Annotated in this window: 33 protein-coding genes; 24 read left to right on the forward strand and 9 right to left on the reverse strand. The window is 23.0% G+C overall.

Going from position 1 to position 24,612, the window contains the following annotated elements; genetic code table 4:
- The first annotated feature begins 110 nt into the window (after positions 1–110).
- From AACL11_RS10145 to AACL11_RS10160, 4 genes are all read left to right on the forward strand, one after another.
- Positions 111–470, forward strand: coding sequence for a helix-turn-helix domain-containing protein (locus tag AACL11_RS10145; RefSeq protein WP_338973555.1), 360 nt, complete (start codon positions 111–113; stop codon positions 468–470).
- A 28-nt stretch (positions 471–498) separates the two neighbouring features.
- On the forward strand, positions 499–999 hold the full coding sequence (locus AACL11_RS10150; RefSeq protein WP_338988468.1) for an IS630 family transposase: 501 nt from the start codon (positions 499–501) through the stop codon (positions 997–999).
- A gap of 80 nt (positions 1,000–1,079) precedes the next feature.
- A complete protein-coding gene (locus AACL11_RS10155) occupies positions 1,080–1,589 on the forward strand; it encodes a UPF0236 family transposase-like protein (RefSeq protein WP_338987714.1) in 510 nt (169 codons plus the stop codon).
- Positions 1,590–1,627: 38 nt separating this feature from the next.
- A complete protein-coding gene (locus AACL11_RS10160) occupies positions 1,628–2,641 on the forward strand; it encodes an IS3 family transposase (protein WP_338986622.1) in 1,014 nt (337 codons plus the stop codon).
- Positions 2,642–2,675: 34 nt separating this feature from the next.
- On the opposite strand, the gene AACL11_RS10165 is transcribed toward AACL11_RS10160, so the two are convergent.
- The 4 genes from AACL11_RS10165 to AACL11_RS10180 all read right to left on the reverse strand — a co-directional run bounded on the left by AACL11_RS10165 (position 2,676) and on the right by AACL11_RS10180 (position 5,931).
- Positions 2,676–2,990, reverse strand: coding sequence for an IS630 transposase-related protein (locus tag AACL11_RS10165; RefSeq protein WP_338987715.1), 315 nt, complete (start codon positions 2,988–2,990; stop codon positions 2,676–2,678).
- 640 nt (positions 2,991–3,630) lie between these two features.
- Positions 3,631–4,254, reverse strand: a complete 624-nt coding sequence (locus AACL11_RS10170; RefSeq protein WP_338987716.1) for a Pr6Pr family membrane protein — start codon at positions 4,252–4,254, stop codon at positions 3,631–3,633.
- Positions 4,255–4,780: 526 nt separating this feature from the next.
- Entirely contained in the window at positions 4,781–5,359 is a 579-nt protein-coding gene (gene gmk / locus AACL11_RS10175; protein WP_252319969.1) for a guanylate kinase, read from the reverse strand.
- A gap of 14 nt (positions 5,360–5,373) precedes the next feature.
- Positions 5,374–5,931 carry an RsmD family RNA methyltransferase gene (locus tag AACL11_RS10180; protein ID WP_338987717.1) on the reverse strand — a complete coding sequence of 186 codons (558 nt, stop codon included), beginning with the start codon at positions 5,929–5,931 and terminating at the stop codon, positions 5,374–5,376.
- 101 nt (positions 5,932–6,032) lie between these two features.
- Here AACL11_RS10180 and def point away from each other — a divergent pair, with 101 nt between their 5' ends.
- Both def and AACL11_RS10190 read left to right on the forward strand, forming a co-directional pair.
- A complete protein-coding gene (def, locus tag AACL11_RS10185) occupies positions 6,033–6,623 on the forward strand; it encodes a peptide deformylase (protein WP_338980486.1) in 591 nt (196 codons plus the stop codon).
- 160 nt (positions 6,624–6,783) lie between these two features.
- Positions 6,784–8,496, forward strand: coding sequence for a ribonuclease J (locus AACL11_RS10190; protein WP_338987718.1), 1,713 nt, complete (start codon positions 6,784–6,786; stop codon positions 8,494–8,496).
- 71 nt (positions 8,497–8,567) lie between these two features.
- Here the strand turns inward: AACL11_RS10190 and AACL11_RS10195 are convergent, their stop codons facing one another.
- The 4 genes from AACL11_RS10195 to AACL11_RS10210 form a co-directional block, all read right to left on the reverse strand.
- A complete protein-coding gene (locus AACL11_RS10195; protein ID WP_338987719.1) occupies positions 8,568–9,419 on the reverse strand; it encodes a hypothetical protein in 852 nt (283 codons plus the stop codon).
- Between the two features lie 149 nt (positions 9,420–9,568).
- Positions 9,569–9,985, reverse strand: coding sequence for a hypothetical protein (locus tag AACL11_RS10200; protein ID WP_338987720.1), 417 nt, complete (start codon positions 9,983–9,985; stop codon positions 9,569–9,571).
- A 26-nt stretch (positions 9,986–10,011) separates the two neighbouring features.
- Entirely contained in the window at positions 10,012–11,439 is a 1,428-nt protein-coding gene (locus AACL11_RS10205) for an ankyrin repeat domain-containing protein (RefSeq protein WP_338987721.1), read from the reverse strand.
- Positions 11,440–11,493: 54 nt separating this feature from the next.
- A complete protein-coding gene (locus tag AACL11_RS10210) occupies positions 11,494–11,937 on the reverse strand; it encodes a GNAT family N-acetyltransferase (protein ID WP_338987722.1) in 444 nt (147 codons plus the stop codon).
- A gap of 165 nt (positions 11,938–12,102) precedes the next feature.
- Here AACL11_RS10210 and AACL11_RS10215 point away from each other — a divergent pair, with 165 nt between their 5' ends.
- The 17 genes from AACL11_RS10215 to AACL11_RS10295 all read left to right on the forward strand — a co-directional run bounded on the left by AACL11_RS10215 (position 12,103) and on the right by AACL11_RS10295 (position 22,779).
- Complete coding sequence (locus tag AACL11_RS10215; protein ID WP_338987723.1) at positions 12,103–13,302, forward strand: hypothetical protein; 1,200 nt, start codon at positions 12,103–12,105, stop codon at positions 13,300–13,302.
- A 108-nt stretch (positions 13,303–13,410) separates the two neighbouring features.
- A complete protein-coding gene (locus AACL11_RS10220) occupies positions 13,411–13,551 on the forward strand; it encodes a hypothetical protein (RefSeq protein WP_252319951.1) in 141 nt (46 codons plus the stop codon).
- Positions 13,552–13,612: 61 nt separating this feature from the next.
- The gene (locus AACL11_RS10225; RefSeq protein WP_174481051.1) at positions 13,613–13,777 is read left to right on the forward strand and encodes a hypothetical protein; all 165 of its coding nucleotides are present in this window, start codon (positions 13,613–13,615) and stop codon (positions 13,775–13,777) included.
- A gap of 117 nt (positions 13,778–13,894) precedes the next feature.
- Complete coding sequence (locus tag AACL11_RS10230; RefSeq protein ID WP_174481052.1) at positions 13,895–14,185, forward strand: SemiSWEET family sugar transporter; 291 nt, start codon at positions 13,895–13,897, stop codon at positions 14,183–14,185.
- On the forward strand, positions 14,178–14,483 hold the full coding sequence (locus tag AACL11_RS10235; protein ID WP_281748102.1) for a SemiSWEET family sugar transporter: 306 nt from the start codon (positions 14,178–14,180) through the stop codon (positions 14,481–14,483). Before AACL11_RS10230 ends, AACL11_RS10235 begins: the two co-directional genes overlap by 8 nt.
- A gap of 42 nt (positions 14,484–14,525) precedes the next feature.
- Positions 14,526–15,239, forward strand: a complete 714-nt coding sequence (gene plsY / locus AACL11_RS10240; protein ID WP_252319945.1) for a glycerol-3-phosphate 1-O-acyltransferase PlsY — start codon at positions 14,526–14,528, stop codon at positions 15,237–15,239.
- Positions 15,240–15,405: 166 nt separating this feature from the next.
- Complete coding sequence (gene rpsO / locus AACL11_RS10245) at positions 15,406–15,672, forward strand: 30S ribosomal protein S15 (protein WP_252319942.1); 267 nt, start codon at positions 15,406–15,408, stop codon at positions 15,670–15,672.
- A gap of 262 nt (positions 15,673–15,934) precedes the next feature.
- Positions 15,935–16,294, forward strand: a complete 360-nt coding sequence (locus AACL11_RS10250; protein ID WP_338973555.1) for a helix-turn-helix domain-containing protein — start codon at positions 15,935–15,937, stop codon at positions 16,292–16,294.
- A 230-nt stretch (positions 16,295–16,524) separates the two neighbouring features.
- Positions 16,525–16,824 carry a hypothetical protein gene (locus tag AACL11_RS10255; RefSeq protein ID WP_338987724.1) on the forward strand — a complete coding sequence of 100 codons (300 nt, stop codon included), beginning with the start codon at positions 16,525–16,527 and terminating at the stop codon, positions 16,822–16,824.
- A gap of 16 nt (positions 16,825–16,840) precedes the next feature.
- Entirely contained in the window at positions 16,841–16,966 is a 126-nt protein-coding gene (locus AACL11_RS10260) for a hypothetical protein (protein ID WP_338987726.1), read from the forward strand.
- Positions 16,967–17,003: 37 nt separating this feature from the next.
- A protein-coding gene (locus tag AACL11_RS10265) for an IS5 family transposase (protein ID WP_281747819.1) occupies positions 17,004–17,793 on the forward strand; the annotation gives its coding sequence in 2 pieces (ribosomal slippage) (positions 17,004–17,264 and positions 17,266–17,793; 789 coding nt in all).
- Between the two features lie 164 nt (positions 17,794–17,957).
- The gene (locus AACL11_RS10270) at positions 17,958–18,146 is read left to right on the forward strand and encodes a hypothetical protein (protein ID WP_338987728.1); all 189 of its coding nucleotides are present in this window, start codon (positions 17,958–17,960) and stop codon (positions 18,144–18,146) included.
- Position 18,147: 1 nt separating this feature from the next.
- On the forward strand, positions 18,148–18,333 hold the full coding sequence (locus AACL11_RS10275) for a hypothetical protein (RefSeq protein WP_338986930.1): 186 nt from the start codon (positions 18,148–18,150) through the stop codon (positions 18,331–18,333).
- 17 nt (positions 18,334–18,350) lie between these two features.
- On the forward strand, positions 18,351–18,728 hold the full coding sequence (locus tag AACL11_RS10280) for a hypothetical protein (protein WP_338987729.1): 378 nt from the start codon (positions 18,351–18,353) through the stop codon (positions 18,726–18,728).
- 16 nt (positions 18,729–18,744) lie between these two features.
- On the forward strand, positions 18,745–19,944 hold the full coding sequence (locus tag AACL11_RS10285; RefSeq protein ID WP_338987730.1) for a hypothetical protein: 1,200 nt from the start codon (positions 18,745–18,747) through the stop codon (positions 19,942–19,944).
- Between the two features lie 15 nt (positions 19,945–19,959).
- Complete coding sequence (locus AACL11_RS10290) at positions 19,960–21,678, forward strand: hypothetical protein (protein WP_338987731.1); 1,719 nt, start codon at positions 19,960–19,962, stop codon at positions 21,676–21,678.
- Positions 21,679–21,681: 3 nt separating this feature from the next.
- A complete protein-coding gene (locus AACL11_RS10295) occupies positions 21,682–22,779 on the forward strand; it encodes a hypothetical protein (RefSeq protein WP_338987732.1) in 1,098 nt (365 codons plus the stop codon).
- A gap of 140 nt (positions 22,780–22,919) precedes the next feature.
- Here AACL11_RS10295 and AACL11_RS10300 read toward each other — a convergent pair whose 3' ends face one another.
- Positions 22,920–24,080 carry an Mbov_0401 family ICE element transposase-like protein gene (locus AACL11_RS10300; protein ID WP_338986816.1) on the reverse strand — a complete coding sequence of 387 codons (1,161 nt, stop codon included), beginning with the start codon at positions 24,078–24,080 and terminating at the stop codon, positions 22,920–22,922.
- Positions 24,081–24,203: 123 nt separating this feature from the next.
- Here AACL11_RS10300 and AACL11_RS10305 point away from each other — a divergent pair, with 123 nt between their 5' ends.
- Positions 24,204–24,587 (forward strand): hypothetical protein, encoded by a 384-nt coding sequence (locus AACL11_RS10305; protein WP_338986814.1) that lies wholly within the window; start codon positions 24,204–24,206, stop codon positions 24,585–24,587.
- The last annotated feature ends 25 nt before the right edge of the window (positions 24,588–24,612 follow it).

The raw sequence follows: 24,612 nt of genomic DNA on the forward strand, positions 1-24,612 counted from the left end.
AAGTAATGTTTACTCATAAATAATGTAAAATAATAATATGTAATTTAAACAATTCTTGCACTTACAAGTATAATTCAGCAATAATTAAAATAGATTAGGAAGATTAAATTATGCCAAAACCATACAGTGAGGACTTACGAAGAAAAGTAATAGAAGTTTATGAAAGTAAAAACATGAAAATTAAAGAAATTTGTAAAGTGTTCAATATCACTAGAAAGACTTTATTTTTATGAAGAAAAAGAAAGCAAAAAACCGGAAATATAAAACCAATTTTGAATTATCAAAAAGGACATAGCCACAAAATAAAGGATTTAGATGAATTAAAAAATTATTTAGCAGAAAATAAAGATGTTACAGTTCAAAAAGTAATTGAAAAATTTGGTGATATGACAAAAGAAACAGTTTATAACTATTTCAAAAAACTAAATTATACATATAAAAAAAACTTTTCTATATGAACAAAGAGATAAAAATAAACAAGAAGATTTTTTAAAAGAAATAGCGAAAATAATGAATGAAGATTTGGTATATATTGATGAATCTGGAATTGATGATAATGAATTTTATAAATATGGTTGGTCTGAAAAAGGTAAAAGATTATTTGATAATAAACCTGCATATAAAATAAAGAGAATGAGTATAATTGGTGCACTAAATAAAGGTAAATTAAAAGCTCTATGAGCATTTGAAGGACATTGCAATAGTAAAATTTTTGAATCATATGTTAAAAATATACTAATTCCAGTATTAAAGTGTGGACAAATTATAGTTTTAGATAATGCGACGTTTCATAAATCTAAAGCAACAAAACAATTAATTGAAAATGCTGGATGCAAACTATTATTTCTTCCACCATATTCTCCTAATTTAAATCCAATTGAACATTTTTGATTTGCTATAAAACATAATATAAGAAAAATATTACCAAATTATTGACCAAATATTAAAAACGCGATTGATTTTGTTTTTCAAGATATGAGTAAACATTACTTTAGTTAGCTATATATATTTATATAATATATGTAGTAAATGATTTACAATAAATTTAGATTTTTTTAAAATAGTTAGGAGAAGTAAATGTGAATTTTAATTATAAATGAAATTTTAGAGAACAAAGTGCAAAAATTGATAAATTAGTTTTAGAACATATAACAAAGAAATGAGAAAAATGAGATTGAAGAATAAGAAATACAAGAGATAAAAAGAAATATAAAATTGTTGATTTTCAATATCGAACAAGAAAAACAATGTATGGATTAGTAACTTATAAAAGAAGAATTTACGAATATTTTGATGAAAAATTACAAAAATTAGTTCGTGTTTGTTTAGTTGATGAATGACTAGAATTACCTAAATATAAAAGAATTGGTGAAGATATTGAACAAACTATTATTGAATATTTTGCTGATGGAAAAAGATATCATGATATTTGTGCTATTTGTAAAAAAGCAGGTATTAGTGTTAGTACTGTTCATAGAGTTTTTAAAAATTTAGAAGTAATTGAAGCAAATCCAGAAAAAGTAAAATTAGAAAAAAATCAACCTATTGGATGGGGCCACTTAGCCCTTTTTACTAGACCATTAATTTAAAAAATCTGAATGTATTCTAAAAACAATTGTGTTATATAATGAACACTAATTTTGACCTGAAAGGATTTTTATTAATGGATAAAATTAAACAAATAGCATTAATAATTAACAAATTAAATATCAAAGAAAAAATTAAAATTATCGATGATTGCAAAAATCAATATTCAATTAGAAACTTATGTCAATATCTTCAATTAAACAGATCAACATATTACTTTTTAAAAAATAAACAAAAACTTATTAAAAAAGAAAAAAATCATATTATTAATTGCAATCATAAATATCAAGAATTATGCCAACTTTTAATCGAATTTCATTCTACAAGAAAAGGTAGAATTTATGGATATTTAAGAATTTTTTCAGCTTTTAAAGAGTGATTAAAACAAGAGAAAAATATCATTTTAAATATAGAATTATCAACAAAACAAATGCGAAAAATTATGAAAAAACACAATATTCAAGGATTAAAACAAACTAAAAATAACTATCCTAAAAACAAAAAAAATCCAAATAAGTGAATACCTACAATGGATAAAGTAAACAAAGATTACAAAAGTACAACCGCTTCAAATCAAATTTGATCAATGGATACTAAACAAATAAACACCAAAGAAGGTTGACTATATCTTTTTGTAATTATTGATTTTTATTCAAATAATGTTGTTAGTTATAATACATTTTCAAATAAATCATATCAAGATTTAATTCTTCCTGCACTTGAAAAAATAAACAACCAATTTTCTTGAAATCAAATAAAAAACGTTATTTTACATTCAGATAACGCCAACGAATTTTATTGTCAAGAAATTACAAAATGAGCAAAAAACAAACAAATAATTTTAAGCAAAAAACAACCATATGATATTGGCGGTAATGTCATATCTGAAAATTGATTTTCACATTTATCTCAAGAATGATTGCCTAAAGACTCAAATCAATATTTAACAATCAATGAAGCTATTAATGATGTAAATCAATATGTTATGTTTTATAATTATGAAAGAATACATTCTAAATTTTTAAAACCACCAATATTACAAATAAAAATTTAGAAATATCTATCAAAATATGGTCCAGTAATTAGGGCTAACCACCAACCACCCATTCCACTGTTTCTTTTGTCATATCACCAAATTTTTCAATTACTTTTTGAACTGTAACATCTTTATTTTCTGCTAAATAATTTTTTAATTCATCTAAATCCTTTATTTTGTGGCTATGTCCTTTTTGATAATTCAAAATTGGTTTTATATTTCCGGTTTTTTGCTTTCTTTTTCTTCATAAAAATAAAGTCTTTCTAGTGATATTGAACACTTTACAAATTTCTTTAATTTTCATGTTTTTACTTTCATAAACTTCTATTACTTTTCTTCGTAAGTCCTCACTGTATGGTTTTGGCATAATTTAATCTTCCTAATCTATTTTAATTATTGCTGAATTATACTTGTAAGTGCAAGAATTGTTTAAATTACATATTATTATTTTACATTATTTATGAGTAAACATTACTTTCGTTAGCTATATATAGTAATTTTACATTATTTTCTAAAAGATTCTAAACAGGTTCTTACAATATTTTTTAAGAAATGAAATTTATTAATCTTTATCAATAAAAATACTATACATTCATTATCTTTAATCATTTCTTTTCTATATTTTTTTATTTAGTTTTTATCTAATATTTTTTAAATTCTCTTTTCACAACGTAAAAATACTTTACGTTATAATCTACTTCTTAATTATAAATAGTATTTTTAGCAAATTATTTTGTTATATTCTTTGATTTAACTTTATTATTTTTATTTAAATTTATGACTAACTCAATTATGCCTGTTTTGTTTTTAAAAATGAATACACACTTAAAGACTATTCTAAACCTACCTTAATTGTTAACCTTTATTATAAATTAATAATATTAGTATATTAAAGTATTCTATAATTAAAATTAACAAATATAATAATTGTAATCTCTTTTCATAAAACTATAAACCAAACGAAACACGATCATAGCAAGATTTGTTTTTTTATTTTGTCGTATCATTTAAATAATATGATATTTTCGTTTTAATTGTTTTAAATTAATTAAATTAAATAAAGTTGAAATACTAAAAATAATCAAAATAATTAATAATGCAGTTATTAATAATCATATAGCCCCTGGAATACCATAAAAAGATTTGTCAATGTTTAAAAAGAAATATTGATAAGCTCAAACCTTTCCTGCTTGTCAACGAAATTCACCACGAATTAACATTATAACTGCTCAAATAACTGGATAAATATAGTACATTCACATACGCTTTTTTCAAAATTCTTTAGTTGTGAAAACACTACCTTGCTCTCTTGGCATAATAAAAAAGTAAATAATCATTATAATTGGAACTACCATATGTTGGACAATATTAGTAAATCATGCATAAAAGGTTTGTAGTTGATTTACTAAAGTTGGTAATAACATAACATTAAAAACAATACCTGTAATAGTAATAAAAGTTGTTACTGCTAAAGTCATATATTGGCCAAATCATTTACTATTAATTCTACCTTCTTGTTCTCAAAAAATAGCAGATGATATTAATCAAATAATAACAAAAACATTAGTTTGAATTGTAAAAAAAGAAAAATAATTTAAAATAAAATCTTCTTTATCTTCAGTAAATCACATTCAGTTTCTAGCATCTTTTTTTTGTTGATCAGTTACAGTAATTCCATTAATTAAAGGTGATAATAATCCATATAATAAAACTGCTAGAAAAAATAAACCAAAACCTAATTTAAAATAAAATTTTCAATCCTTAATACAATCATATCAACTTAAATCTATAATATATTTCCCCCTTTGTTTAATTGTAACACTTATTAGTTTTTAATAATTTTTAATACAAAAACTTATTTCAACACTTTTTTTCTTTTAGCACTACTTATAATTTTTACTTTTTATTAATCCAAAAATACAAATTTTGGCTGATTCTGGTTACCAAAATTACAAAAAAATCATAAAAAACATTTTTAACATTTAAAAAGTTTATAAAAAATCTATTGCTTTAAAATTAAAGAAATAGGATTTAAAATAAACTTGATATTAAGTTTATAAAATTATTGTAATATAGTTTTCTATACCATTATATTTTTATACAAATTAACATCGTTAAATGTTTTTAATATTTAATTCTAAACTATCAAATCAAAAACTAATTAATATTATTTTTAATAATATCTGTTATTTCTTTAACAGCAATATCTAAGTCATCGTTAATAACAATATAATCATATTCATGTTGAACTTTAAATTCTTCTTTTGCTTTATTTAATCTTTTCTCAATAATTGCTTCTGACTCACTAGCACGCATACGAATTCTTTGTTCTAATTCTTGATAAGAAGGAGGCATAATAAAAATACTCATAATATCATTGCGATGTTCATAATTTTTTAAAACTTGACTAGCACCATCAACCTCAATTTCCAAAATAACGTTATAACCTTGATTTTGCAAATTTAAAACATAACTCTTATTAGTACCATAGTAATTACCAATAAAATTTGTATATTCTAAAAAATCATTACCTTTAACATGATTTAAAAAAGTTGATACATCAACAAAAAAATAATTAATGCCATCTTGTTCTTTATTACGTGGTTTTCTTGTTGTCATCGAAACTGAATATGCTAAATTTAATGATTTATCAGCAAATAATTTAGCAATAATTGCACCCTTACCAACACCACTTGGTCCAGAAAGAATAATTAATTTTCCTTTTTTTTGTGCCATTTACATTCTACTTTCTACTTTTCATAAAATTGAATTATTTTAATATATATTTTACCGTATTTTTTATTAGATACTACTTTAAAATGGAAATTTAATTGTAAATTTTCAAGTGGTACATTTGTTTCTAAAACAATTAAAGCATTATTAGCAAGTAAATTATTTTTATAAAAGAAATCAATAATTCACTGTTGACAAGTAATATTTGCAAACGGTGGATCAATAAAAACAATATCACACTGTTGTACTAGTGTTTTACTAAAAATTTGATAATCCAAATTACTTAATTTAACTTGTTCTTGTAAATTACAAGCAAAACAATTTTGATTAATAATATTACAAGCAGCTTTATTAATATCATTTGCAAAAGCAAATTTTGCCCCTCGTGATAAACTTTCAAGAATTAAATTACCACTTCCAGCAAATAAATCAACAAAAATTTTATCTTCAAAACTACAATAATTTAACATAATATTAAAAATATTTTCTTTAATTCGATTTAAGGTTGGCCGTGTTGATAAACCATCTAAAGTAATTATTTTTTTTCCTTTTAATTTTCCAGCAATAATTTTCATGTTTTCTCCAAAATTTAGTTTATAATAACTTTATCATTAAATTTGATAAAAGCAAATTAGTTTAATTTATTATTTATTACAAACTGATGAAAGGATCTGCAATGTTAAAAAAATTACAAAACGAAGTACCATCAGCATCTTGAATTACTGAAGATACAAAACCTAGTTTATTAAAACCTTGTGCTGATGTTATTTTACCCTTAACACCTAAAGATGAAAATATTATGAAACGTATGATTGATTGAGTAAAAGCATCACAAGATAAAGAATTTAATGCTAACAACATTTTAACCGAAGCTATTGGTATTGCTGCACCACAAATTGGAGAAAATATAAAAATGTATTATATTTTATTACCAATTCCTGATAAAAATGAAAAGATTATTTACTATGAACATGCATTAATAAATCCAAAAATCATTGGTAAAAGCGAACAAATAGCTTATTTAAAAAAAGGTGAAGGTTGTTTAAGTGTAACTAATCACCCTCATGAAGGTTTAGTTCCACGTAGTTATAAAATCAACGTTACAGGTTATGACTATTTAAAAAAGAAAAAAGTAACTTTAACTGTTAGAGGTTATGAAGCAATTGTTTTTCAACATGAGCAAGACCATTTAGAAGGAAAACTCTTTTATCATCACATTAATAAGGATAATCCTTGACTTAATGATGATAAATGGATTATGATATAAAGTAGAATGATAAACTTAAGTTTTTAAATTGTTTTATTATAGTTAAATATAATATACCAAATAAGTAATAAGTAAAAACATGATTAAATTCATTACATTTTTTTATGTTATGTTTTATGTTATTTCCTTATAATTTTAAAATGAATGAAGGAGAAAAAATATGAGTGATACACCCACAAAAAATACTATGCCAGTTAAAAAGTTCGTCACGAAAATCTTTGCACTTGGTGGGCTAGAAGAAGTTGGAAAAAATACTTATGTAATTGAACAAGATAATGAAATTATTATTATTGATGCTGGAGTAAAATTTGCTGATGCTTCTATGCCAGGAATTGAAGCAGTAATTCCTGATTATAGTTACCTAAAAGAAAATAAACATAAAATTAAAGGAATATTTATTACTCATGGTCATGAAGATCATATTGGTGGTATACCATACTTATTAAAAGAAATTAGTGATATTCCAGCTATTTATGCTCCTAACTTAGCAGCAGCTTTAATTCGTCATAAAATTAAGGACAAAGGAATAAAATCAAAAATAAAAATAAATATTGTTGATGGTAATAGTAAAATTAAAACTAACAAATTTATTATTAGTTTTTTTGCTGTTAATCATTCAATTCCTGATGCATATGGAATTTGTGTAGAAAATTCAAATGGAACTGTTGTAACAACAGGTGATTATAAATTCGATTGAACACCTTTAGGTCATAAAGCAGATATTGATAAAATGGCACAAATGGGTCAAAAAGGAGTAACATTATTTTTAGCAGATTCAACGAATGCTGAAGTACCCGGTTATACAATGACAGAAATGCTTGTTGTTAAAAGAATTAGTGAAATATTTGCTAAAGCAAAGGGCAGAATTTTAATTTCTACTTTTGCTTCTAATGTACACCGTTTACAACAAATTATTGAAGTTGCAACAAAACATAATAGAAAAGTTATTGTTGTTGGAAGAAGTTTAGAAAGAATAGTTAATGTTATTCGTCAAATGGGACATTTAAAAGTTCGTGATAGTTCATTTATTAAAGCAGAAGAAGCTAAAAAATATGATAATAATCAAATTGTTATTATTTGTACGGGTTCCCAAGGTGAACCAATGGCAGCATTATCAAGAATTGCTAATCGCGAACATCGTCAAATAAAAATTATACCCGGTGATACAGTAATATTCTCTTCATCAGCAATTCCCGGTAACCGTGCTGACGTTGAAAGAGTAGTTAATAAACTAACACGACTTAGTGCGATTGTTGAAGAAAATTCACCATTAAATTGATTGCATACTTCTGGTCATGCTTCACAAGAAGAACAAAAATTAATGTTAAATTTAATTAAACCATCATACTTTATGCCAATGCATGGTGATTATCGAATGTTAAAAGTTCATAAAGAAACAGCTGTATCAATTGGAATCCCTGAAGAAAATATATTTATTTGTGCTAACGGTGATCCAATTATTATGGATAATGGTAAATGTTCTTTAAGCGATAAACGCATTGCTGCTGATCCTATTTATGTTGATGGTGGTAAAGATATGTCTGGAGTAACAACTGCTGCAGTAATCCGTGATAGACAAATTCTTTCTAAAGATGGTTTAATTGCAATTGTTGTTTCTATTGATTCACAAAATAATAAATTATTAGCACCACCAACGTTTATTTCTCGCGGTTCTTTCTATGTTCGTGATGCAGCACCTTTAGTATCTGAAGCAATATCATTACTAACAAAAGCTATTAATGAAGTATTAAAAAGTGAAAGACCTACTTTTGCTACAATAAAAAATGCTATCAAATCAACATTAGCACCTTATATATTTAAAAAGAAAAGAAGAAACCCTTTAATTATTCCTGTTATATTAAATAAAAAATAGTTTTTAAAACTATTTTTTATTTTTTTGATATATTTTATTAAACATAATTAGCATTGAATATGATGTTATTATTAAGGGTTAACTATTAATTCTTCTCCTACAAGAATCATAACTTCACCGATTTTAAATCTAACTGTAATTTTATCATTGGCCATAAAATTACCTGTTGTTTTATCATTTTTTGTTACTAATAATTTTAGTGGTCCTTTATTTAATAATTTTTGGATTCCAAAGATTGTTTTAACATTATCTTTAGAATTATCTAACATTGAAGTCAAATCACTCTTAATTTGAAATTTACTTACTGATTGACCTACTTTAAATTCACTTTGAAAATTACTATTAAAATCTGTTTTTTTAATTGGAAAAATATCATGACCAACTACTCCATTTGGACTTGTTTTTATAACTACTTTATATTTATCAGTTTTTGTAACACCATTTGTAAATATTATATTATATGAACCTTTTACAATGTAAAAATCATTTTTGTCTGTTACTGGATTTAATTCAACATTAATATTTGAAATAATAGTAGTTACACCACCATTTAATTCTGTTTCATTAAAAATAGCATCTTCTAATTTTGTGCCACTATCAATTTTAATATTTAAGGCATTTTTTAAAAATTGAAAACTTTCTTCATCTTTAGCTTTTTTATCATTTTTAACCAAATTTATTACCTTAATATTAGTTGTATTAATTTTTCAGGTTACTTGTGATTTATCATTTTCATCAATATTAATAGTAGGCATTAATAATCCTTCGCCAGTAGCATTAGTCAATTTTAAACCTTGTGAAACTTTTGCATTTAATAAATTTTCTTCGAAATCTTGATTATCACATGCAATAACTGAGCTTGTGCTAACTGTAGTTAAAGCAACTGCCGACATTAATCTTAATACCGATTTTATAATATTCATATTTTTCTCCTCAATCTTTAAATCTTTTTTTACTATATCTATTATATATAATTTTTGTTATATTACATTAATTATTATTTTATTATGATTTGAGTGTTTACTTAATTAATTGTATAAATTTAATCTGTATAATTAAATGAAAATTACCTTTATATTTGTAAAGTTTGTTTATTATTAATTGTTAAAAAAGTATTATCATCTTCAATTAAATTTATATTATTTTTAAAATAATCAAAAGCATCAATAGCAACTTCATCAACATCATAATAATAATTTATAATGTTAAATCTATTTTTATTAGCATTTTTATCTTTTTTATTTAAAGGTTTAATAAAACAAGATTTTTTTCTTGATAATAAATCAATATTTTTTTCTAAAAATATTCTATCTTCTTCATTTATTTGAACTTTTGATTTAATTGCTAAAGCATTTTCTTTTTTTAGTAACATACAAGCATGATTTCATGCTGAATTCCCCGAACTATCTTTATAATCAATATCAACTGATCATTTTGTTACTAAATAAGTTACTAATTTTTGTCAATCATTTAATACTGCTATATGCAATAATGAATAATTTTCCTCTTCAAATTTTAGACTATTAATAAATTCTTTTTTAAAAAAAGATTTAGTTGTCCATCAATATTTTTGGTTTTTTTATTAATATAATCTTCATAATTTTGCAATATTTTAATAAATTTTCTTTCTATTTTTTTTGAATAAATTCTTTCTTTATTTTTAATAAAAATAATATTCATTTTATTTATCATTTTTTTAATATTTAATAAGTTTTCTCTTTTTAAACTATTTACTTGAATGATTATCTTTTTTATCTGTCAATGATTATATTTGGTTGCAAATAATAAAGCAGTATTGCCATTTACATCTACATCATCAATATTAGCATTATGTGCTAATAAAGTTTTAACTATATCCAAATGGCCATTTTTAGCAGCTCACATTAAAGCATTGCAACCTTTTTCATTTATACAATTAACATTTGCACTATTTATTAATAAAGTTTTAACTATATCCAAATGGCCATTTTTAGCAGCAACAATTAAAGCGGTTTCTTCAATTATATTTTCATGATTAACATTAGCACCATTTTTGATTAAAGTTTTGACTACTTCTAAATGACCTTTTTCAGCTGCTCACATTAAGGCACTCAAACCATTGATAGTTACATGATTAACATTATTTCCATTTTTGATTAAGGTTTTAACTACTTCTAAATGACCTTTACCAGCAGCAGCAATTAAAGCAGTATAACCACAAATTTTTGTTATAGAGTAAACATTTGCACCTTTATTTAATAACAAATTAACTACTTCTAAATGACCATTCCTCGCAGCTCACATTAAAGGCGTATAACCAAACATATTTTTTCTATTAACATTAGGATAATTTGTTAATAAGGCATTAGCTATATCTAAATAATTAGATTTAATTGCTAATATTAAAGCAGTATTACCATTTATAGAGACATGATTAATATTAGCGCCATTTGCTAGTAAATCATTAACTATTTCTGTATATCCATTTTTAGCAGCGACTAACAAAGCAGTTTCGCCATATAGATTTTCATGATTAACATTAACATTATGTGTTAATAAATTTTTAACTATTTCCAAATTTCCATTTTCAGCACTTAAAATTAAAGCAGTATTACCAAATTGTTCCTCACAACTAAAATTAGCATTATGTTCTAATAACAGATTAACTATTTTTGTATAATTTTTTTTAGCAGCTAAGATTAAAGCAGTATTACCATTTACAGATATGTAATTAATATTAGCATTATGTGCTAATAAAACATTAACTATTTCTAGGTAACCTTTTTCAGCTGCTCACATTAAAGGCGTATAACCAGTTCTATCAATATAATCAATATTAATATCATATTTTAATATTTTATTAACTACATCTAACTTTTTATTTTTAATAGCATCTATCATTTTTGCTTCTTTGTTATTAATATTTATATTTATTCCAAATATTTCTCTAACTCACTCAAACATATTCTTTTCCTTTCATTGTTTTTTTTAAAAACAATGTATTTAAAATATTATTTTTTAAAATTTACCTTCATTATATATTTTTTTCTCCATTTTACAATGTTTAATTCCAGCGTCCAAAAATATTTCAGAACAAACTTTATAAGCCAAATTTTTATAAAAATTTAGTGCTTGAATTTGGGCATGAAGAGATATAACTTTAAATTGATTTTTAATTGCAACTTTTTCCATAAATTCCATTAATTTTTTACCAATACCTAATTTACGATATTCTTGTAATATACACACTCTTTCAATCTTTACAATATCTTCAACTTTTCGCATTCTACTAGTATCTATTGGTTTATTATTATCATCAAAAACTAAAAAGTGAGTCGATACATCTTCAAATTGATCAATTTCTTCTTCAAAAGGAACCTTTTGTTCATTAACAAAAACTTTTTTTCTAATCAAAAATGCTTGTTCTAACATTTCAATATTATTAACTATTTCAATTTTCATAGTTTTCTCCTTAAATATAAATAATATTTTAAATTAATTATATAATTAATTTTTAAATTTAATCTAACAATTAGTAAATTTTACCAATTAATAAGTGAATTTTTAATTAGTGCTATAATTTAAGTAAGCGATTTTAAAAAATATTTTTTTTGGGGGGAATAAATTTTGGAAGGACAAAAAATTCAATTTAAAAAATTACGACCGCATAATTTTTTGGGAGGGCAATATTTTGTTTTATTATTTTTTTGAATAATATTTATTACATTACTAATTACTGCATTAGTCTTATTTTTAAATGAAAGAACAAGAATTGATAAAGAAAATAATGTTAAAGAACTACTAGAACAAATTGCTAATGCAAAACAAAAAAGTGACAAAATTCCTTTCTATAAAAAATTAATGGATATTTATTATCCATTAATTGATTTTTCATTAATGTCATTTATTTTTACTAAACATGATGATTCACCAATAAGTGACTGAGGAAGCGCATGAACACAACGTTTAAATAGCATTAATACTGCTTATTCATATATCTTTATTACAATTTTAATCGCTTTAATCGCTTTACTTTTTTATATTATTATCATTATTAAACTTTATCGTCGTCGAGCATTTCAAAGAAAATATGGTTTAACAACTCAATTTGCTAATGATTATCCAATTTATGATATTAAAATGTATCTAGGTTTTACAGTTAATTTAGCTATTGTTTTTAGTTTTTTCAATTTTCTAACAACTATCATTGTATTAATTTATGGTACTATCTTGGTATTAACTTCTTATTTCTTTTGATATATTTTAAAAATTAAAACAGAAATATTAATTATGCATAAATGATGAAAAACACCAAACTTTGCTTTATTTTTATCTGTTATTTTATTTCAAAATGGTTATACTTTATTAAAATCAATATTTGCTCAAAAGTTTAATGTTAACTTAGACTTAATTTTATCAATTATTTTACCAATTGGAACAATTACCATCTTCATTACCTTATTAATCAAAAATATGCTTAATTCACAAGTTACAGCAGTAAAAAATGCTATTAAAACAATTGCTGCTAAAATTAGTGCTTTTCAAATTTTCTATTATACACAAAAAGAAAAATCTTTAGAAGACTACATGTTTGTTAGTCAATTGCCAACACTTGTTCGTATACCATTACAAAATAATAGCATTAACACCAAACAAGCAGTAACGCTAATGGCAACTATTGATGAAACAATAATATTTTTTAAAAAACACTTTCATAAACCAAAAGAATTAAACTATATGCTTTTTCACTTATTTAATAGAATAACTGATATTGAAGAAATTGAAGAAATCAAAAATAATATTCTTAAAATAGAAAAAAATAATTAATCAAAATTTAACAAAAAAAGTTTTAAAAATAGTTAATACCATAGAAAATAATAAAATTTGTTATAATTGAGTAGAGTAATTATGATATGAGGAAAGGAAGTTATATATATGTGACCATTTAAAAAAAGGGATAAAACTGGAGAAGCAAAAGATCAAAAAAAATGTGATGGTTGTGGGAAAATGAAAAATTCATCTGAATGTACTAAAGCAGCAGATGGTAAATGTTTGTGTAAAGATTGTGCTAAATAAATATATTAAATAAGTGTGTCATTAACACACTTATTTAATATATTTAGAAAGGAAGGATATAATGAAATGATTCAATAAAAAAAACAAAAAAACTGATGATGAATCTTTAACAAAAACTGTAAAATGTTTTGATTGCGGAATGATGTTTGAACCTTTTGACATTCTTGATACAAAAGAAGGAAAATCTTTATGTAAAAAATGTTTCATTAAAGAAGAAGAAAAATAAATTAATGATGTGTTTAGCAAAACACATTTTTTATTATTTAAAATAAAATAAATAACTATTTTCACAATATTTTATTATAATTATTATGATAAATTAAATTAATTAAAAGGAGAAAAAATGAACATTTTTATAGAAATATTGGGGTATCTTGCAGCCATTTGTATTCCTTTGGCATTCTTACCACAAACTATTAAACTAATTAAAACAAGAAATACTTCAGGTCTTTCTATTTTTTCATATAGTATCTATCAACTGGGGGGTCTTACTTTTTTAATATTTGGCATACTTCGTAATGATATTCCCATGATTACTTGTCAAACTATTACTGCTACACTAAATTTCATAATAATTGGGATTATTGTTAACAATTTAATTAAACAAAAAAATAAGGAGGAAAAAAATGTCTAATATTGCAATTGATATTATTGGATATATAGGTGCCTTTTTTATTTCAGTTGCCTTTTTACCACAAACTATTAAACTAATTAAAACTAAAAACACAAAAGGTTTATCGTTAATTTCTTATAGCATATATCAAATAGGCTTAACTTCATTCATAATTTATGCTAGTTTAATTAAAAACATTCCCTTACTAGCAGCAAATGCCTTTGGTACAGTTATTAATATCATATTATTAACATTAATAATTTATAATTTATATTATAATAATAAAGATAAAAAGAACAATTTAACTTCCAAAAAATAAAATTTTTATTAACATAATACTTGCACAAGAATGGAGAAAAAAATGGCACATATTAATCTATTAGGAACTTTTATTTTTATTATCATTGGTTATTTAATTGGCTCAATCTCACCTTCAATTATTATTAGTAAATTAAAATTTAAAACCGATGTTAGAGATTATTACTCTAAAAATGCTGGTGCTACTAATTCAACACGAGTTATGGGTGGTAAATGGGGAGCTATTATTTTAATTATTGATGGTTTTAAGCCCGCTATTCCTATTTTAATTGCATACGGTTTAACCTTTATTGATATTACTAATCCTAATTATGAAACAATGTTTAAACAAGCATATATTTATCCAACTGGTCTTGCTGCAATTATTGGTCACTGTTGACCACTATTTTATGGTTTTCGTGGTGGTAAAGGAGCTGCATCTTCATTAGGAGTACTATTAATGATTAATCCTATTTATTGCGTTATCACAATTGCTAGTTGATGATTTATTTTATATTTAAGTAGAATGTCATCTTTATCTTCAATGTTAATGATGATACTTGCTTTTATCTTATCATGAATACCGAATATACCACTGCATTCTTTTCTTTCCCAACAAGACACTCAATACTATATTGTTAATATAACTATGGCTCTAATTTGAATATTAATTATTATTCGTCATTGAGATAATTGTAAAAGAATTCTTAATCATACTGAACGTAAAGTGACTATTTTTGATAAAAAAAATAAAAAAGCAAATGAAGAAAAAAAATAAAAAATCATCTCTTTATACAAACTCAATAAAAATATTTTTTTAAAAATACTTGTTTTATGTTTAAAATTAATGTATTATTATAGCCGTGTTGACTTAACATTGTTAATATTCTCTCCGATATTAGCTTTGCTTAAGCCGAATTATATTTAAAGGAGAGTTGTCAAATATGGAACAAATTAAACAAGATGAATTGATTAAAAAATTTCGCTTAAATGCCAAGGATACTGGTTCTTCTGCAGTTCAAATTATTAATTTAACAAAAAGAATTTTAGAATTAACAGCCCATCTACAAGTACAAAAAAAAGATATTACTGCAAAACGAAGTTTGTTAAAAATGGTAGCAAGCAGAAAACGTTTCTTAAAATACTTTAAAAAACAAGATGTTGCTACATACAATAAATTATTAACAGCACTATCACTAAAAGATAACTAATATTAAATCAGTATTTACTTATTAATACTGATTTTTTTATATACATCTAAATAATATTAAACATAGAAATAGATTTACAAATGATTTAAACAATAATAAAATTAATACTAAAAGTGTTATAATATAATTATTAATTATTATATAGCTAACGAAAGTAATGTTTACTCATAAATAATGTAAAATAATAATATGTAATTTAAACAATTCTTGCACTTACAAGTATAATTCAGCAATAATTAAAATAGATTAGGAAGATTAAATTATGCCAAAACCATACAGTGAGGACTTACGAAGAAAAGTAATAGAAGTTTATGAAAGTAAAAACATGAAAATTAAAGAAATTTGTAAAGTGTTCAATATCACTAGAAAGACTTTATTTTTATGAAGAAAAAGAAAGCAAAAAACCGGAAATATAAAACCAATTTTGAATTATCAAAAAGGACATAGCCACAAAATAAAGGATTTAGATGAATTAAAAAATTATTTAGCAGAAAATAAAGATGTTACAGTTCAAAAAGTAATTGAAAAATTTGGTGATATGACAAAAGAAACAGTTTATAACTATTTCAAAAAACTAAATTATACATATAAAAAAAACTTTTCTATATGAACAAAGAGATAAAAATAAACAAGAAGATTTTTTAAAAGAAATAGCGAAAATAATGAATGAAGATTTGGTATATATTGATGAATATTACTATTAGATAAACAAGAACATCAGTCATTAATGGATTGAGATACTTATATTTCATTAAATGCTTATGGTATTACAAATCTTATTAGTGGATTAACTGAATTAATCCCAAATAGATTTGAAACTATACGTAAAATAGCGAATATGGGTACTGGTGGATGTTTAATATCAAGTGGTGTAGCAATAATAATGATTTTAGTAATGCTTATGCAGTACCTACCATAATTGCTGGTGCAAGTGAAATTATCCATAATTTATTACCTATGGAAACCACACATCATAATGAAGAAATGCAAGAAACATCATTTAATGATGAAACTGCAAGATTAGTAAATGATAATAGATTCACAATTAATAGTGAAACAACCAGTCAATATGGTAGTGATAATATGAGCGAAGTAGCATTAAATCACGATAATGCTTCATTAAATTGAGATTATAATCACATGAGTTTATAAAGGAGGTGAATAATTTATGAATAAAGATATGGAAAAAGATTTAAAAATTATAAAAGAGAAAAGAGAAACGCTTAAATTTGGTTATGAAAGATTAAATGAAGCATTAGATTTAAGAACCTGTTTAGAATCTTTTAGAAAATAATGTAAAATTACTATATATTTTAAAATAAGAGGTATATATGCATAAAAATTATCCAAGTCATGTTACTAAAGAACAATTTGAGAACATAAAATCAACTTTAGAAAACAGCAAAAAGAAAACAAAACCAAGAAATTTAGATTTATATGAAGTGTTTTGTGCAGTTTTATATGTATTAAAAAGTGGTTGTCAATGAAGAATGTTACCAAAAAATTTTCCAAAATGACAAACTGTATATTATTATTTCCAAATTTGAAGTAAAAACAATGATAAAGAACCTAGTGTATTGCAATTAATTTTAAAAAAAATTAGTTAAAAAGATTCGTATTAAGAATCATCGAAAAGAAAAAACTAGTTTTTGTATAATTGATTCGCAAAGTGTTAAAAATACAGATACTACTGAAAATAAAGGTTATGATGCTGGTAAAAAGATTTCAGGAATAAAACGTCATATTGCAGTTGATACGCAAGGTTTACCACATGCAATTTACATAACTACAGCAGAAAAAACAGATCGTAATAGTGCTATCATAATGATTAAAAGTGAAAAAGAAAATCTTTCTACAGTTCAAAAAATAATAGTAGATGCTGGCTATACTGGTGAAAAATTTGCTTCTGCAATCAAAACAATCATAAATGCAAATGTTGAAGTTGTAAAACGTAATGAATTACATTCTTTTGTAGTACTACCAAAAAGATGAGTTGTAGAACGAAGCTTTGCATGATTAGAAAAATGCAGAAGATTATGAAAAAATTGTGAAAGAAAACTAAATACTAGTTTACAAATGGTTGTTCTTTCCTTTATTTCAATTTTATTAAAAAGATTCTAAACAGGTTCTAAGAAATAAATTAGTTAATAGATATGATGGTATTGCAACTTCAAACCAACAAGAATTAAGTAACAAATTAAATAAAAAAATTGATAATCTTATTAGATTTATTTTAAAAAGTGAAAGTGAAATGGAAAATAAATAGTTGAAAGGAAAATATTGAAATGAAAGAATTTTTACATGAATTAATAATTATCGGAACAAGTGTTGGAACATTAATTTGCAGAGAAATTATTGTTTTATTAAAAAGATTTATCACAACTCCAAAACATGTTAGAGCAAATAACAAAATTATCAAACATCAAAAAAAATTAGCAAAATTAAACGAAAAAATTAATAAAGAAGAAAAATAATATGACAAAAATTGAATTTAATGAAAAATATAGAAAACAAGATATCAGTATTGATAGAGATTTTGATTTACATATTGATAATTGTTTTAAATTTTCTGATATTGAAATATTGGAAAATGCTGTTAATGATTATAAAAAACTAATAAGTGAAATGCCACAATTAGTTAAAGATTGATTATTGGGATAAGATTAGGAGAATGTTAAATGTTAGAAAATGAAAATAATGTTCAACAAACAACTGAACCTTTAACTGAAAACAATGCTTCTTCACAAGAAATAGAAAATAAAGTTAATGAAGCAGAAAATAAGTTAAATAAACTTAATCAAGAAATTAAAGAAAAAGAAATGATTAATATATTTAAAAAATATCAAGTTAAAACTGAATTTTATGATTATTTAAAATTTAAAACTAATAATTTAGAAAATTCAAAAATTGAAGAAACTATTAAAAAAATGATTAAAGAACAACCAGTATTTAAAGAAACAATTAATACAGGTGGCAAACAACAAACAATAATAACAAATCAACAAAATTCAATAAAAAGTACTTTATTGGATTATAAAAATAAAAATAAATTATAAGGAAGGAAAATAAAAAATGGCAGTACCATTCAAACAAAATTTAGATAATACCGAAAAATTAGTAGAAGCACCAGAATTTATAGAATTTTTTAAACAATCAAATAGTCCGTGGGCAAGTTTTTTTCCTATCGAAATGGTTAATTCAACAAGAATTGAATTTATAGTTAAAAAACCAAAAGACCCAAAAGTTAAAGTTCTTCAATGAAATGATAAAAGTAAAAGAATAGATGTTGGATATGCTGATACAGATAAAATTATTAAAGAAATTACAGAAGAAGCTGTTGCTGGTGAAACAATTGCAGCAAAAGATTTATTAGCAGAAAATGGTCAAAATTTATTACAAAGTATGCAATATGAAGTTGCTAACGATTTAGCGGATTATTTAGCTAATAACAATACTAATGTAATTGCAAAATATGCAATTAGATTTATGATTGAAAAATCAACAGAGCCAAAAGCACAAGCAATTAAATATGTAGAATCAATGTTGGGTGCATGAAATACATTATTTCAGTATAGAAATATTGCAAATTGTAGATTCTTTATTACTAATGCACTTTATGATAGTATAGTTTACTTGGCGGATAATAAAGGTTTAATTACTGATAATGAAATTGCACAACAATTAAGATTAAATGGTAATGATTTATATATTAAAGGTGTTTTATGTCAAATTGTAATGGATGACTATATGACTTTTAAAAATGATAAAAATGATGATGAAATTATGTCATTTGTTTTAGCAACACCAAGAGCAATGAAAAGATATATGTTGCAAGATACAATTATTTATGTTCAAGAAGTGGCAGATGGTAAAGTTGGAAGAATGTATTTAGTTGGTGGAGAAGTTACAGGTCAAGCCATACCTTATATTTCTAATAACGAAACAACATCACGTTGAATGGCATGTGGAATTATTAATACTGATAAAACTGATTTAAAAACTAAAATTACAAATTTAACAACTGATATTACTGCAAATGTTAATAACAATAATAGTGAATTAAATACACAAATAAAAAGTACTAATGAACTTAAATCATTAAATCCTAATTTAACAAATCCAACTATTAAATATTTTAGTGATGCACAAGGAAAAACTAATGTAAGTAATCAAAAACAAAAAGCAGGTGACTTATATATAACTATTACTGCAAATGTTAATGACTTAAATTATAAAGGAACAACAAATCCAATTAAAATAACTCTTAAATAAAGGAAAATAAATGCCATGCCAATTGGTACAACTAGTACAGCAATACTTTTGAACATAAATAAACCCAAACATACTAGAATAAGTAAACAGCAAGAAAATAAAAGTTTTTGATGAGAAATTTTAGAAATGATTGGTGTACAGGTCATAGCAGTAGCACTTGCTCCTTTTACTGGTGGATTAAGTGAAAGTTTTGCACTTGGATTAGGTGCAAGTGATTTAGTTGCTAGTATTAGTGCTGTTGGTGTAGAATTTTTAACTGATTTTACTATTAATCAAGTTTATGATTATTTAAAAGGAAATGTAACAAAATTAAATACTTTCTTTAATTTATTACCTGCATTTGCTGGACTAAATAAAATTAGTCGTGGTTATCGTACTACTAAATTTATTAAACTAGCAGAAAAAACTAAAACATTAGAACAAGTTGGAATTAAAGAAGCAAAAAACTTACAAGAAATTATTAGTCAAGTAAGTGGAAAAGAAATTTTAACAGATAAAATTATTGGTAATAAACGTTATTTAATGAATTATAGTTTTAGTCCTAATCGTGAAACAGTATTACGAGATTTAGGTTATGTTGCTGAAAGACAATATAAGAAAAATTTTCAAAAATTAGAAGCACAAGAGTTAAAAGATTACTTATTATTAGAAAATACATTAACAAAATTAAGTCCCCAATTAACTCCAAAGTTTAAAATTAAAGATATTGAAAAAGCAAATAATTTTTTAAAAAAATATAATACTGATTTAAAAAAAGTACTATCTATGAACCAACATGATTGATTAAATTTAGTACATACAATCCATACAGAAAATAGATTTGGAAAAACTTTAATTTTAGATTTACAAAAAATTCGTGCAAATGCTATTAAATTTAATTTTAAAAATAGTTCAATTCATAAGATAGTTTTAAATGCAAATAAAATTTTTAAGTATTTTGATATTAGATTTTATTTAAAAAAAGGTTTAAATAAATTTTGAAAAGATACTCCATATTTTGAAAAATTACGAGAAAGTATATATAAATTACAAGAAAAATTTGAAAATTTAGAAAAACAAGCATTTGAGAAAATTAAAAAAATAAAAGAAAAAGCAACTGATTTATTTACTAGTGCAGAAAAAAGAGCAATTAAACATGCACAATTAATTCCATTAAATTCACCAGTATTTATGGGTTGCAAAATTCAACCTTTATCATTAGATAAATGTGCAATTACTATTTATCATCGCAATCCTAAATATAAAGCAATTACAGTTGTTGATACTATTCTTAAAGCAGAAACTTTTGTTACTCAAATACATCCGTTCCATTGATATCGTTGATATAGTGGTTGATATATTGGTTATGGAGTTAATCAAAATAAATGATTAAAAGCAATAGCGTTTGCTCCACCAGTTGTTCAACAAATAATTAGAGATAGTTTTAAAGTATATAGAGAAATATTTAGAACAATAAGAACTTATCATAAAGTAGTAAATGTTATTAATAACCCTATTGAAAATATTAATAAATCATTTAAAAATGTTGGTTTAAAATTTTCAGTTAATACTTTATTTGGTAGTGGATTATTACATCATTTAGAAAAATTTGCATATAGTCAAGTTGTAGCAAAAAGTAAGAAAAAAATTAAAAAAGGTAAAAATAAAATACAAAAAGAAATTGAACATATAACACATAGAAAAACAAAAAAACATACTCATCATTATAAACAAGCATTTTTTAAGGAATGATAAAATATGATTAATAAACTTTGAACTGGTGTCAGTCTTGAAAATTATAATAACTGATATCCATTAACTGGAAAAATTACAGAAACTCCACCACAATATATAAATACATGACCAAATGTTAATGATTGATTTAAAACATTTGGAATACGTGCACAAAATGATATTAATGCTTATCTTGGTTTTATTTTATCTAAATTTCCTTTTGATAGTTTCAAAGATGAATTAATTAAAGAAACATTAAGAGATATGGTTTATGTAATGGTAGAACATTGAGTATTTAATCGTACACCAATTGAATTTAATGTTGATGCTACTATTCAATTTAATAATGGTAGTCAATTTAGTGCAACTAGTACTCCTACAATTAATGTATGAGATTTAGCACCTAGTAGAATGAAAATATTAGCAAGACTAACTGAATTAAAACAAATATTTTCAAGTTATAATGATAATGATGAAATAGATGTTGAAAAAATTGACTTAAAAGCATTTTATACTAGAAATCAAGTTGATGAATTAATTGAACAACAAAAAGAATTTACATTATCAAAACAAATTAAATTATATGATGATTTAGTTGATGATAATGAAAATGAAATATATAGAGGTCCTGTTAGTAAATTTATTAATAAAGGTTATGTTGCAACTGATTATGATAAAGAAACTGAAACAATGATTTTAGATTGACCTGATGAAATTGGAACATTACCACCCGAAGCATTACAAAATAATCCACAAATTGGTGATTATACGCATGCTGCAACGTGTGACTTTTCTGCTAAACAACAAAAACGAATTACTACTAATGAAAATGAAATTACCAAATTAAATACTGAATTAATTAAAGCAAATGAAAATATTAATGATGTTAAAAATAATTGATTTAATATTGAAACTAGTCCTTTATGAAAAAAAGTTGAAAATAATAATATAGAAATATTTAAATGATATTTTATTAAAATCAGTTATCAATATTCAACAGAAAATAACTTTATGAAATTTTATAAAGTAATTAAAATTTATTTAAATAATGTTTTTAATGAATTTGAATTATTAAATGGGACGTATTTCAAATGTGGATATAATTTAATTTTCTTTAAATAAAAGATAAAATAAATTATTAATTGTTGATATAATTATATCATATTATTTTTAATAAATAAAGTATTTTAGTGTTTTATTTTTATTAAAATAATTTAAAAATTCCTAACTACTTAGGTTTAGATTTATTAAATTTTATAAATTTAAACAAATACTTTTAATTTATTAATTCTTGCTTGTTTTAATTTTAATAAATTAAAAAATGCTTCTTTTGAATAAATTTTTGCATTATTATTAGATATAGATTTTATTAAATGATAAACATCACTTTCAGCACTACAACCTATATTTCAAATAGCATTTTGATTTCTAATACCTTCTTTATTATTTTTAAAATATTCATATATTTTTTCATCAGCATTATTTTCTTTTAAATAATCTAATAATTTATAATAACAACCATTTAAAAATAATTCATAATATGCATAACTTAATTTTTTATTATTTTCTTTTGTTCTTTTACCTTTTCCTACAATAAATACTTGTTTTAATTTTTGTAATGGATGTCATTTATCTACAGCATAATCAATTTTTAAATAATTAGCAGTAGATTTAAGATAAGTTGCACCATCACCAGTTAATTTTAAATTTTCATTAGTATAACCAATAAAAATATTATCTAAATTAGTTATTATTGATTTACCAAATTCTTTTTTAGTAATTCTTTGACCTTTTCTAGTTGAAATAACAAAAATATATTTATTTTCTAAAACATGTCTATTATCAGTAGATTTTTCTAAATCAAAACCTAAACTAATACTTACCGTTCTGTGTCTAAATTTTCTTTTTTGCTTATTATCAATTAAATTATTATATGATTCATCTGATTGTATATAAATATAATCAGATGGTAATATTTGTCTTTTTTCTTTTGGTAATTCTTGAACAAATATAATAGTTTCTTTTAATCTTCTACAAATAGTTGATAAAGATATATTTATTTTTAAATTATGTTTAATTATAGGATATGTAATATTATTTAAATCTGCATTAATTATTATTAATTTATTAACTCAATTTGTATAATTTTTATATTTATCAATATCAATATATATTCTTGTTGGAGTTATAATTTCATTTGTTAATTTATTTTTATATGTTCTTAATGGTAAATAAGATATTCCAAATTCACTTTTTATTAAATGTTTTCTACGTTTTATTAATTTATATTTATTTCTATCATATTCATTTAAAAATCAATTATTATCATATTTTAATATTTTATTATCATAATCTAATAACATTTGTTTTTCATGATTAATTTTATGTTGATAGTTGTCAAGTTTTTCAGATAGTAAAATCATAATGCTTTTGCCTTTCTAAATACATGACTTTGAGTATAACAATAATTAACTCGTGAGTGTTGTAAAATGATTTAGTTAAAATGTTATAATTAATATATAAATATTGAATATAGGTGATATAATATGCCAAAACAAAGAAAAGAATTAGGTAATTATAAAGAAAAGATACAAGAATATTTAAGAGAAAATAAAGATAATTTAAAAAAATGTACTAAACAAGAATTAAATTATATTTTAAATGTGGATAATAAATATATATTTGATTGCCGAAGAAGGTCGACAAAATGACAAAAAGATTTTATTAAAGAATATGATAAAGCATGTCTTAAAATAGGAATAGCAAGATTAAAAAATGTTACACAAGTACCTCAATATGAATGAGCTTATTTAAGAACAAATCATAGAGAGATGTTTGATGATTTAATAGATAATCAAGATATAGAAACAAATAATAGTAATATTATTATTAATATTTGTGAACCTAGAAAAATAGAAAATAATGATTAAAAACCTATAATAAATATAGGTTTTT

Source organism: Spiroplasma endosymbiont of Dasysyrphus albostriatus (assembly GCF_964019495.1).
GTDB lineage: Bacteria > Bacillota_I > Bacilli_A > Mycoplasmatales > VBWQ01 > Spiroplasma_E.